The 12,360-nt window shown below is 60.8% G+C and carries 9 protein-coding genes; 4 read left to right on the top strand and 5 right to left on the bottom strand.

Annotated elements, in window-relative coordinates; genetic code table 11:
* Positions 1-156: 156 nt before the first annotated feature.
* Positions 157-1,479: an APC family permease gene (locus tag HU806_RS00430; protein ID WP_238350085.1), complete on the top strand. Its 1,323-nt coding sequence runs from the start codon at positions 157-159 to the stop codon at positions 1,477-1,479.
* Here HU806_RS00430 and HU806_RS00425 read toward each other — a convergent pair.
* The 3 genes from HU806_RS00425 to HU806_RS00415 form a co-directional block, all read right to left on the bottom strand.
* Complete coding sequence (locus tag HU806_RS00425; protein ID WP_186608985.1) at positions 1,476-2,516, bottom strand: DUF2955 domain-containing protein; 1,041 nt, start codon at positions 2,514-2,516, stop codon at positions 1,476-1,478. The two genes, HU806_RS00430 and HU806_RS00425, sit on opposite strands and share 4 nt — an antisense overlap.
* Entirely contained in the window at positions 2,506-3,627 is a 1,122-nt protein-coding gene (locus HU806_RS00420; protein WP_186608983.1) for an HlyD family secretion protein, read from the bottom strand. The genes HU806_RS00425 and HU806_RS00420 overlap by 11 nt, the downstream gene beginning before the upstream one ends.
* 70 nt (positions 3,628-3,697) lie before the next feature.
* Positions 3,698-4,222: a transporter suffix domain-containing protein gene (locus HU806_RS00415; RefSeq protein ID WP_186608981.1), complete on the bottom strand. Its 525-nt coding sequence runs from the start codon at positions 4,220-4,222 to the stop codon at positions 3,698-3,700.
* A 222-nt stretch (positions 4,223-4,444) separates the two neighbouring features.
* Here HU806_RS00415 and HU806_RS00410 point away from each other — a divergent pair, with 222 nt between their 5' ends.
* From HU806_RS00410 to HU806_RS00400, 3 genes are all read left to right on the top strand, one after another.
* Positions 4,445-5,521: an ABC transporter substrate-binding protein gene (locus HU806_RS00410; protein ID WP_186608980.1), complete on the top strand. Its 1,077-nt coding sequence runs from the start codon at positions 4,445-4,447 to the stop codon at positions 5,519-5,521.
* A gap of 23 nt (positions 5,522-5,544) precedes the next feature.
* Positions 5,545-9,264 carry an ATP-binding protein gene (locus HU806_RS00405; RefSeq protein ID WP_186608978.1) on the top strand — a complete coding sequence of 1,240 codons (3,720 nt, stop codon included), beginning with the start codon at positions 5,545-5,547 and terminating at the stop codon, positions 9,262-9,264.
* Positions 9,265-9,448: 184 nt separating this feature from the next.
* The gene (locus HU806_RS00400) at positions 9,449-10,459 is read left to right on the top strand and encodes a chemotaxis protein CheB (RefSeq protein ID WP_186608976.1); all 1,011 of its coding nucleotides are present in this window, start codon (positions 9,449-9,451) and stop codon (positions 10,457-10,459) included.
* 17 nt (positions 10,460-10,476) lie between these two features.
* On the opposite strand, the gene HU806_RS00395 is transcribed toward HU806_RS00400, so the two are convergent.
* Together HU806_RS00395 and HU806_RS00390 are read right to left on the bottom strand one after the other, a co-directional pair.
* Positions 10,477-11,865 (bottom strand): tripartite tricarboxylate transporter permease, encoded by a 1,389-nt coding sequence (locus HU806_RS00395; protein ID WP_186608974.1) that lies wholly within the window; start codon positions 11,863-11,865, stop codon positions 10,477-10,479.
* Positions 11,862-12,332 (bottom strand): hypothetical protein, encoded by a 471-nt coding sequence (locus tag HU806_RS00390; RefSeq protein WP_186608964.1) that lies wholly within the window; start codon positions 12,330-12,332, stop codon positions 11,862-11,864. Before HU806_RS00390 ends, HU806_RS00395 begins: the two co-directional genes overlap by 4 nt.
* Between the last annotated feature and the right edge of the window lie 28 nt (positions 12,333-12,360).

The raw sequence follows: 12,360 nt of genomic DNA, 5'->3' as shown, positions 1-12,360 counted from the left end.
TCAGCGATCAAGACCGATACCAAGCCACCGCTGCGTCCCACCTCCATCGGCAATTAAGTGAACTTTTACCCTGCGGATTTTTCCACTGCTCAGACGTTGTGCGAAGGCATGGCGCTCGATGTATGTGCGAAATAACATCACTCGGCAGAGCCTTCAATGAAAGTGGACACGTCTCCCTCCAAGCCCTCTTTGCGTCGCGCTGTCACGGGGCCGATGCTGTTTCTATTCATACTTGGCGATGTACTGGGTGCTGGCGTCTACGCGCTTGCGGGTACCATCGCCGGAGAGGTCGGCGGCGCGATCTGGGTGCCGTTGTTGATCGCGTTGTTCTTCGCAATGTTGACGGCAGGTTCGTATGCCGAACTGGTCTCGAAATATCCTCACGCGGGCGCAGCGTCGGTGTTTGCCGAAAAGGCTTTCAAGTCACCGCTGATATCTTTCCTGGTCGGTTTTTGCATGCTCGCCGCGGCGGTCACCAGTGCTGCTGGCCTGTCACTGGCCTTTGCAGGGGATTACCTTGCAGCGTTCATTGAAGTATCGCCCCACGTTGCGGCTCTGGTCTTCTTGTTGGCGATTGCGCTTTTGAATGCGCGAGGAATCAAGGAATCCCTGGGGGCGAATCTGGTGATGACGGTGATCGAGCTGTCAGGGTTGATGTTGGTCATCATTGCTGCGGGTTATTTTTTCAGCTCTGGCGAAGCCGAACTGGGGAGGTCGCTGGAATTCAAGCCCGGGGTCAGTCCAATGCTCGCCGTGTTGGGAGCTGCGTTGCTCGCATTCTATTCGTTCGTGGGTTTTGAGACTTCCGCCAATCTTGCGGAAGAGATCAAGGGTGTTCGCAAGGTATACCCACGGGCCTTGTTCGCGGCGCTAATGACAGCGGGCGTCGTTTACATGGCCGTCGGGGTCGCCGCTTCTTCAGTATTGCCGACGGAGAAACTGCTCGCCACCTCAGCCCCGTTACTCGAGGTGGTTCGGGCCTCCGGGCTTGATATCTCGCCTCGAATATTTGCATTTATCGCTCTCGTTGCAGTGGCCAATGGGGCGCTGCTCACCATGATCATGGCCAGTCGACTCACTTATGGAATGGCCAATCTCGGACTATTGCCTGACTTCCTGGCAAGGGTGCTGCCACATAGGCGCACTCCATGGGCGGCCATTATCGCAACGACGCTTGTAGCTATCGCACTGACGCTGACGGGAACTCTGGCGACGTTGGCGCAAACCGTGGTCTTGCTTTTATTGTTCGTTTTCCTCAGCACCAACATGGCCGTGTTGGTGCTACGCAAGGACAAGGTTGCGCAAGAGCATTTTCGAATTCCCACCTGGGTACCCTTGCTGGCTATCGTGTCTTGTCTCGTATTGCTGAGCCAGCAAGACTTGGGCACTTGGCTGCGAGGCGCGGCACTTATCCTGGTGGGTATGCTGCTGTATGTCTTTGCTCGAATGACCGCGCCTGTTGTTGTAAAACCGAACTAGCCGGGGAGGCGTTGCAGTGCGCGCGTGCTTGGCCACAGCAGCGCGGCCAGGCCGATGGCATAGACCACCGCAAACAGCACGTAGGCGATACGGGTGGAAAACAGCTGGGGCGTTTCTGTCGGCAATGGCGATACACCGAGCCCGAACAGGATGAGAAAGGTGATTAACCCACCGCCGAATATCTTGCCAGTGGCGTTGCCGATGGCGGCTTTGCCGGCAAACAGCAGGCTTACCAGCAATAGGATCAGCGCCACCAGCCAAAGGGTCGGGCGAAGTTCAAACAGCGTGAAGGCCACGGACGCCGCCACCCCGCCTAGCAGGTTGACCAACACCAAGCCGAAGGCGGTGCGGCTGCTCATGCCCAGGGAGAACTGGCTAAGCAACGAGGCCACCGTAATGGGTACGACTATCGCCGTGGCCAGCCGTGGATCGCTCAGGCACAGCGCAACCATCGCCAGCAGGATCGTCGCGCTGGCCAAGGCCTGGCGAATCACCAGCGTCAGCTCGTGCGGCTGGGCGAGTGCCTGGTTGGCATATTCACCTGCAGGGTCAGGCAGCAGCGCATGGGCGCCCCAGGTCAGCAGCAAACCCAGGCCGACCGCCTTGACCAGTACCAGCACAATGGACTCGCCCAGATCGCTCTGCGCGATATCGAGCATTGGCACCACAATGGCGATCACCAGCATCAGCGCCGGTCCCGCGCCGCCAGGTTGTCGGCCTTGTGCGGTAAAACAGCTGAGATAAAACAACCAAAGCAGCGGCAACAGTATCCACGGCCGCTCACCGAACATACCGGTCATACACACCAGCAGCGCGCCGGTCAGCGTACTTACCAGCAACGTCATCAACCCTTGGGACAGGGCTGGCGCGTGGCGGCTGGCCAAGAGGAACTGGATGGCGAACAGGGGCGCGAGAAACGGCAAGATATCGCCCAGGACCAGACCCGTGCACAAGCCCACGGTCACTGCCAGGGCGACACGCAATCCCTGGCGTTTGATCCGCAGTACTTGCAGCGTCGCCTGCCCATCAATTGACATAGTTCAGCCAGGCGCCCAGGCGTGTCATAAATGCCCCCAGCGCGTTAGTCATGGGATTGTCATCGGTATAGATCACCACGCTCACCTGTGAGCCGTAACGCGGGCCAACCGGGTGCGGTTCCTCCACTATCAGGCGTACCGGAAAACGCTGCGGGTCACGCACCCAACCACTCTGGTTGCGCACCGAGGGCAGGGCCGAGTTACTGCTGCCCTGTTGCGCGACACCCCAGCCGACGCTTTCAACACGGCCTTTGAACACACGGCCCGGCAATACATCGAAGACCAGCTCCGCCGGGTCGTCGGCCTGCACATGTTCCAGGCTGTTTTCCTTGAAGGCGGCAGATACCCATACCGTGCCTCTGTCGATGAAGGTCAGTGCCGGTTGGCCGGCGCTGACGACCTGGCCCACGGCGAGCTGGAGATGGGTGACCACGCCATCGGCGGGGGCGATGACTTCGGTACGCACCAAGTCGAGTCGGGCTTTTTCCAGCGAGGCCAGGGCTTGCTTGAATTGCGGGTTGTCGTTGCCTTTGGGTCCGAGTTGCTGGCGCGCCCGTTCCAGGTCGGCCTGGGCTTTGCTGACGGCCGCCTCGGCGGAGCCCAACGAGGCTCTCGCTTCATCCTGGCGGGCGGCGGCGAACACCCCTCGCTCGACCAGTTGGTTCACCCGTCGGGCTTGCTCGCGTATGTTGTCGCGCTGCGCTCGCGCCGACACCAGCTGCGCCTGGGCGGCATCCACCGAGGCGGTGCTGGCGCCCACTGCCTGGCCGGTTTCCTCCAGCCGCGCTTCAGCCTCGCTGATGACAAGTCTGTAGGGTAGCGGGTCGATACGAAACAGCACCTGGCCGGCCTTTACCCGGGCATTGTCGAGCACCGCTATTTCCGTCACACGGCCACCCACTTCGGCAGCCATTTCTACCACATAGGCTTGCACCACGGCTTGCGATGTCGAGGGCGTGCGGCGCTCCATGAAAATGGAGAGGGTGAACAGCACGGCGATCAACACCGCAACGCCCAGTGCAATGCGCCGTAGCGGATTGGCTGGTACAGGCTTTTCAGGAAGCGGTTCAGGGTGTAACTCAGGCTCGACGGAACTGGGCGAATCAGGCATATCGGCACCTGCAAGTCATGGCCATTGAAGAAAACTGCTAGAGCGCCGGGGTGGCGATCCGGACGTTGTCTCAAATCGCGTCGGCGGTGGTGACCCGTGCGGAGCGGATAAACAGGGCGCGCAGTTTCTCCCAGAAGTTGCCCCCCAGGACGAAGAAGCTGCCGATCAACAGTGCATCGGCAAGCAGTTGCAACGCCCAGCTATTAGGACGTAGACCGGGTGCGAAGGCATCGACATAAGGTTCAAGGAAAGAACACACCAACGGCAGGCAGAACATCACCAGGCCAATACGGTGGCGGGTGGCGCTTACCTCCTGCTCAGCGCTGGGCACAAGGCCCGACACATAGCCGAACACCTTCTGCTTTAGCTCCTGAAAACCCGCCTTGCCCATCACCGCGATTACCAGCAGCAACAGCACCTTGTTGATGATGAACAGCGCGCCGGTGATCGCCGCGATGGTGGAGCGGGGTACATCCGCAGCCGCTGCCAGCGGCACCAACAACCACAACGCGAGCATCAGGCAAAGGATGGCGATGCCCGTCTTGAAGCGCCATTTCGCGGAATGTGACGTTGCCGGGGGCTGTACCGTGGCCATGCTGCGTTACCTTCCTGGAGTTTTTATTGGTTAGGGTCTGGAGCGAAACAAAGCTTAGCAGCTGGACGACTAATGCGTTGACTGGCGGCACCCCGCATGAAGCGAGTCTGTAACGCGCCGCTGAGGGCAATCAGCCCGCTCGCTCATTACTTCGTCCAGGCCCCGGGCGAAGCGGGGACCTTGAGACTATGCTCATTGCGACTGCAGGCACGTGAGAATGGCATGAACACTAACTCGATCAACATCTTGTGGGGCATCGCCGGCTGCTTGACGGGGCTGGCGATGATCGCCGCCGGTCCGGCCCAAGCTGCCGACGCCCCTACCGCCAGCCATAGCATCGCCTTCAGCAATTCCTACGCGGGCAGCGATTTTCGCAAAGTGATGGTGCGCAATTGGCAGGAGATTGCCGCCCAGGCGCAAAAGGATGGCTTGATCCGCGAGGCTCCGGTGGTCAGCGCCAATAATTCAGCGTCGGAACAAGCGGCGCATATCCAGGAAATGATCGTCAACGGCGTCAACGCCATCGTCATCCTGGCGGCGTCCGACACGGCCCTCAACGGGGTGATCCGCGACGCTTGCAACGCCGGCATCGTAGTGGTTGTCATGGCCAGCCTGGTCACCGAACCCTGCGTCTATACCGTGGACTACAACTGGTCCGCCATGGGGCGCGTGGAAATGGACTACATCGCCGAGCGCCTCAAGGGGAACGGAACGCTGCTGGAGATCCGCGGCATTGCCGGCGATGCCACCGATAAAAACATCAGCGACGGCATTCGCAAGGCCGCCAGCGACTATCCGGGCCTGAAATTCGCCAAGACTGTTTACGGAAACTGGACGGCTTCCGTCGCACGCAAGGAAGTGGCGCTGGCGCTGCCGTCGCTGCCCAATATTGATGCCGTCGCAACTCAAGGGGGCGATGGTTATGGCGCAGCCATGGCGTTCAAGGCGGCGGGACGGCCTTTGCCGATCATTGTGATGGGCAACCGTCAGGACGAGCTCGCCCTGTGGAAACAGGAGCGCGATGCCAATGGCTACGAGACCGTCTCTGTTTCTGCCTCCCCAAGCGTCTCCCAAGTGGGGTTCTGGGTGGCCCAGCAGATTCTGGCGGGCAAGCAAGTGCCGAAGTTCGTTGAAGTGCCGTTGGTGCGTATCGATGCGAAAGACCTGGACGCCTGGCTCGCCACTATGCCGGTGGGCGGTGCCGCCAATCCTTCCTATGATCAGGCTTCCGTTGTGGCGATGATCGACGCGGCCAACAACAATACGCCGGCGTCTTTGCCGGAGGTGACGAAGCAGTAGTGGCGGGCAGGGTACGAGGCGTCATGTTGACATTCAAACCCACCACGGACAGGCCCATCGCCGTCAGGATCGGCCTGGCGGTCGCCGCGCTGGTGTTCCTGATGCTGGCGGTGTCGCTGGTGAACCTCTACGGCCTGCGCGGCATGGTACGTGCGGTGGATTCCGCCAGCCATTCCGCGGAAATCCTGGCCTCGGTCAACGGGGCTACCGGACGGGTAGAAAACTTCATTGCCACCCGCGACCAGGAAAGCCTGTCCCAGGCCGAAGGCATGGTGGCGACGGCTATCGCCGGCCTCACCGCCATTCCGGTAGCCGAGGCGCAATCGCTCAAGGGCAGTCTGGAAAGGCTCGCCGCGGCGATCGCCGCTTTGCGCGCGGCGAGCCTGACCATGGATGGCGAAACGGAGAACATGACGGCCCACTACGGCCGGATGCGAGAAGCGACGATCCTCGTCGAGCAGGGCATTGCCAATGGGCTGAAGGGGCTCCACTCCCGCGCCGATGATCACGAAGCGCGGGTGAGCAACATCGAAAGCGCCCATCGCATCCTGGATATCCTGCGTAACGGCGAACGTATCATCACCGCCAATGTGGCCAAGACGCTGGTGAGCGGTGATGAGGCATCGGCCACTGCGGCGCGCAACGGCTGCGCGGCGCTGCAGCCCGTGGTCGAACAATTGCGCGAGTCGATGGGCGCGCCGCAGGAGAGAGAGGCCCTGGAACAGTTGGCGACGGCGCTCGCTGCTGCCAGCTTGTCGGTCGAGCACCTTGGCGAGGCGCCCAAGCTTCGGGGCGGCGAGGCTCTACGGCATCTCGCTGTCGTCGGGGATATGGCCGAGCGCCTCGAGATAATGTTGGGTGACACGAATGGGCAGGTTGCCCATGACGCCAGCGACATTCAGGCAGCCACCGGTTTGCTGCAAAATGCAGCCGCGTTGTCCAAGCGTTTCGCCGAGCGTGTGGCCACCCTGGAGGCGCAGACCTTGTCGTTTCGCCTGTCTCCTTCGGCTGAGATCGCCAATTCGGTCGGCGCCATCCTGGACGAGCTTTCCCGTCTATCCCGCGTTCTTCCATCGTCAGTAGGGCTGCAAAGCAAGGCTACACCCCTGACTGTCACCGATCAGATTGCCGGGTATCGGGCGGCATTCGCCAGGTTCCATCAAGCGAGCAACGCCTTGAGCGGCGCGCGTGACCAGGTTCGCAACGAGGCTCGAAGCGCCGGCCTGTTGGTGGCGCGCTTCGCGGGTGAAGCGCGCGCCGACGCCTTGGTCCACAATGATCGCGGCATGCTCGCGACGATAGTTGCCGGTACCGTCGCCATCCTCCTGGCGGGCGCCATCGCCTGGAGCACGTCGCGATTCGTCGCGCAGCCGATCGTGGCCCTGGCCTCGGTCATGCGCCGGCTTGCGGCTGGCGACCTGAACGCCGAGATCGCCAGGGCCGAACGCGGCGACGAAATTGGAATCATGACTCGCGCCGTACGGGTGTTCCAGGAAAACGCCCTGCGCATCCGGGTGCTGGAGGCTGAGGCTGAGGCCGAACGACAGCAAGTCCAGGCCTCCTTGGAAAGGATGGTCGCCGAACGGACCGACACGCTGCACCACCAGACCGAAGTGCTGGAGGCGCAGGCCATCGAACTCATTCAAGCGCGCAACCAGGCCGAGACGGCCAACCAGGCAAAAAGCGATTTCGTGGCCACGGTCAGCCATGAACTGCGTACCCCCTTGACCCTCATTCTTGCACCCTTGGAGCAACTCTCGGCGGCGCCCACCCCGCCGGCGGACTGGCGTGTGCAAATCGACCGCGCCCAACGCAACGCGCTGCGCTTGATGAACCGGGTGAACGACATCCTCGATTTCTCCAAGGCCGAAGCGGGCAAGTTTGAGTTGTGTCCGGCGCCAATCGACTTGAACAAGATGGTGGGTGTGCTGGCCGAGGACGCCGCCATGGTGGCCGAGGGTAAAGGCTGCTCCTTGACCTGCAACATCGATCCCGCGCTGGGCACGGTGTTCCTGGATCCCCGGCATTTCGAGAAAATTCTCCTCAACCTTGTGAGCAATGCCATCAAGTTCACGCCCGCTGGCGGCACCGTGCACCTGGCAGTGGCGCCACTGGATGGCGAGCGATTTGAACTCGCGGTGCAGGACTCGGGCATTGGTATTGCGCCTGACCAACTGCCGCTGCTGTTCCAACGTTTTTCCCAGATCGACAACTCCGCCACGCGTCACTACAGCGGCACAGGCATCGGTCTCGCCCTGGTCAAGGATCTGGTCGAACTGATGGGCGGCGAAGTCGGCGTCAGCAGCGAGCCCGGACTGGGTTCGTGCTTCTTTGTCCGGCTTGCGCTGGGGGTTGAGCAAAACATCCTGCCGGCCGAAGCCAGTGCGATGCATGAGCGATCGTCATCGAGCACAGCGAGTACAGCCGAGCAGCGCCACCTGCGTTTCGATGACGGTCGTCATGGCAGTGGCGATGACCGAGCCTCAATGGAAACCCCGGATGGGCAGCACCCGGAACGCGCTTCGCACTCCAGAGTGCTGGTGGTGGACGACAGCCCGGAAATGCTCAGCTATCTCAGCGAGCTTCTGCAAAACGATTACATCGTCGCCACCGCAACGGATGGAGAGCAGGCCTGGGCACTCCTGCAGCGTCGCGCCATCGATGTGGTGGTTTCGGATGTGATGATGCCGAAGCTCGACGGCTTCGGCCTGACCGCCAGGATCAAAGCCAGCGCCGGTTTCGCCCATCTGCCGGTGATCCTATTGACCGCTCGCGGCGGCAGCGAGGCCTGCGTCACCGGCCTGGAGAGTGGCGCCGATGACTATATCGCCAAGCCTTTCTCGCCACTGGAGCTCAAGGCGCGCATACGCGCGGCGCTACGCATGAGCCAGGTGCAAGCCGAACTGCACGCAAAATCCCGCCAGGCGGGCATGGCCGAAATCGCCACCACTGTGCTGCACAACGTCGGCAACGTTCTGAACAGCGTGAACGTCTCGGCAGAACTGGTCAGCAGCCTGATGCGCACCTCCAAGGCCCAGGGGCTGGGCAAGGTGGCCCAACTGATGAACGAACACATCCATGACCTGAGCGACTTTCTCACCAAAGACCACAAAGGAAAAATGCTACCTGACTATCTGCGCAAGCTGGCTGAGGTGGTGGCGGCAGAGCAGCAGGGCATCATCGAAGAGCTCGGACAGCTCACCAAGGGCATTGATCACGTCAAAACCATTGTCGCTGCGCAGCAGTCCTATGCCGTTGCTGTCAGGGTGGTCGAGACCGTGCCGGTCGCAGAGTTGATCGATGATGCCTTGCGCATGAGTACCGGATCACTGGAGCGCCAGGGGGTGGCGGTGGTCAAGGAAATTGCCGACTTGCCCCTGCTGTCGCTGGACCGGCACCGGATGTTGCTGATTCTGGTGAACCTGATCCGTAATGCCAAACAGGCATTGGGCGGTTTGATCGATCGCAACCCATGCATAACGTTCAGCGCCGCTCTCACTGACGGGCCAGCGTTGCGTATCACAGTGGCCGACAACGGCAATGGGATCGCGCCTGAGCACCTGACGCGGATCTTTTCCCATGGTTTCACTACGCGCAAAGACGGTCACGGCTTCGGCCTGCACAGCTGCGCGCTCGCTGCGCAGGAAATGGGTGGCAGCTTGAGCGTGCACAGCGACGGGGCCGGGCAGGGCGCGACCTTTACCCTGGATATTCCTCTTGATGCGCCGCTGGGTAAGTCATGAGCACCGAATTGACGACGACATTTTCCGAACCTTCGGGTGCTAAAACGTATCAGAAGAGACAGGACAGGCGCTGAATGTAATCCCTGGGGCACGTGAGGCCCAGGAAGAACTTCCCAGGAAAATTCAGAGTAAGCCGCGGTTTGAAACGTGAACATGCGACCAGATCGGTAGTCAGGAAGTATCTATGGCGCAACAAAGCCGTGCTGACAAAATCATCGTAATTGGCGCTTCCAGCGGTGGACTCGCGGCGTTACGCGAACTGCTTGCCCATCTTCCGAACGACTTGCGCGCTGCGATCATCATTACGATGCACATAGGCGATCGACAGAGTCTGCTGCCACGCCTTCTGACGGAGGCAAGTTCCATGGACATTGATTTTGCAATGTCCGAAGAACAGATAAAGAGCGGTCGTATCTATGTCGCGCCACCGGACAGGCATCTACTGATCAAACGGGGAACGTTGCAGTTGTCCCGGAGCGCCAAGGAAAACCACTCCCGCCCGGCGATTGATCCGATGTTTAGATCCGCTGCCATCAGCTATGGGAACAGGACGATTGGTGTCGTGCTGACCGGTGAGCTCGATGACGGTGTCGTCGGCCTTCAGGCGATCAAGGCGTACGGTGGCATGGCATTCGTTCAAGATCCACAGACGGCCGAAGCGCCCTCCATGCCGATGAATGCGCTTCGGCATGTTGAGATCGACGGATGCTTGCCGCTCGATGAACTGGGAAAGACCCTGGGGCAGACCATCCAGCAATGGGGAACCGAAGCTGCCTCGCCTTGGCAGCCGAGGCGTGTCGAGCCTTTTGCCACGGAAAACGAGCTCACTGAGGATCTGAGCTCAGGCGGCGCCTATGCCTTGGAGGCGGTAGGTGAGAAGGCTGGGATGTCGTGCCCTGAATGCGGAGGCGCGCTTTGGGAGCTGGGGTCCACACCGCTGCGTTTCCGTTGCCACACCGGCCACAGCTATACCCATACCGTTTTGTCCAAAGCCCAGAATGAAACGGTGGAAGAAGCGCTCTGGGTCGCGATTCGAGCGTTGCATGAAAAGCAATTGCTCGTGGGCCGGCTGATTCAGAACAGTAAGGATTCCGGACGAAACGCCGCTGTCCAGGAGTATGAACTGACCAACGAAGAGCTCGAGAGCCATAAGACGACTCTGCGAGCATTGCTGGCGAAGCTACGCCCCATTTGAGCGATGTCTGCCGGGAGTCAGGCGCGCATCAGGGCAACGAGTGCAGGGACAGTGAGTACCGCGGTGTAATAGCCCATGAACTGCACCCCAATGTTGAACCCCAGGAAGCGTGAAAGAAATCCGCCCAGCAGCCCGATGGTGATGATGACCAGCAACCCCAAGAGGCCGCCTTCCCAGATACCAATCACCAGGATCAGGCCAACGAACGTCGAGATCACGGCTTCGTGGCTGATTTTGCGCGACACGTAGGAGGCCGCCCTGTGCGCGTAATTCATGGTGAAGGGGTAAGCAATCAGGATGGCAATGACGACTGCCAACATGCCATATCCCAGGAACTCCCAAGTGCTGAGCAGTGAGTGCAAGTTGTGCACCTGACCGGTCGCTGTGTCGACGCTAAAGCGCGGGGGCGCATTGAAGAGCGGCGCTGCCGGGCCCGCTGCAACAGGGCTGAGAGGCAGACCGAAAGCGATCAGCGGGATCAATGCTTCTGCGATGTAGGTTGATTCGGTGACCCCGTTTCGCGCGGTTATGACGGTGGTCATGCGATGGTAGACGTGCTTGACCCTGGAACCGACGACCTCGCCCATGATGACGGTCATGGCAACCGGGCTGAACACAAAGGTGGCGCTGGAGACTACGGCGGTGATGGCGGTCCACAGGCTTTGTTTGCTGTCCAACACTCGGAGCGGGTTTGGAAAAAATCCGCCCCAGCTTTTTACATCGGGCGATAGGGAAAAAGTGCGCACCTCCTGGCGTCGCATGGTTGCTCGCTCGGCAGGTGCGAGCATGCAGAACAGCGCGGCGATCAGCGGACCGATGGCAATGCCGAGGAAGTAGCTGACACTGAGCTTGACCCCATACTGCCCGGTGATGCTTTGCAGGCCGACGATCACCATGACGAAGGGGATCAGCGTCAACACAGCCGCCAGACGGCCTTTGGAGAACCATGCAATGGCGATCGCCGCCGCCAGGAAAACCCAAGGTGCCGCGCGCTTGATCGTGTCACCGAACGGCGCGAGCATCACGGCGAACAGCACGGCCATCGGCACAGCGATCAACGCAGCAATGACCGCACCGGAGATCATCTTGCGCAGCGCAATGTGGGGGACGCCCAGGTTGCGCAGGAAATTGGCTTCGCGCATGAGTGGCGTTGCCATGGTGTCGCCCGGAATACCCAGGAGGGCCGTTGGTACGGCGTGGGTCATGTGTTTGGCCACGGCCCCCGCCAGGAAGAATGTCAGCACCCCTGCGGCAGGCACGCCCAGCAGGACGACCAGTAAAGTCAGCGGCGCCAGCGTGGTGGTTTCGTCGCTACCTGAAATGAGTCCGATCCCGGCGAACACAATGGCCCCCAGGATACCCATGCCCAACGCTATCAGGAGCTGATCCAGCAGCGGTTCGATCATGACCGACCCCCATTGATGCTCATCGTGCTGACAGCGGCGGGAGCATCGAAGCCTTCCGCGGAGGTCTGCAGACCTTTCTCGTAGTCAGCGAACAGATCATGAAGGTCCAACTCACATAGCTCCGCGAGCGTGGCGGGCGGCAGGTCGCTCAGACGGCCAAGGGGGCCGTATTCATTCTGCAACTCGATCAGGATCTTTGAGCGCCATGCCGGATCGGCCACAAGCTCTACGACATGACGCTTGGGTTTGAACAGCGCGGCGCTGATGGCTCCGCCTGCCAGGCAACCGACAATACCCACCAGCATCGCGTACGCGCGGGCCATCTGCTCAGACTCGACCCAGCCGACAAGCAGGTGCCGCGCCAAGAAGAAAGCACCCAGGCTGACGACTGCGCCGATGCCAATGGAGTACAGCAGGTGGCGAGCGTCTACCGTGTCGCCCCATACTTCAAACAGTTCGGCTTTCATAAAGGTTCTCCCACCGCCCCTGCGGGCT

Origin of the sequence: Pseudomonas sp. SWRI154, assembly GCF_014268645.1 — a bacterium.
GTDB lineage: Bacteria > Pseudomonadota > Gammaproteobacteria > Pseudomonadales > Pseudomonadaceae > Aquipseudomonas > Aquipseudomonas marvdashtae.
Note: the sequence above shows the minus strand (reverse complement) of the source record. Positions and strands in the feature narration are given on the sequence as shown.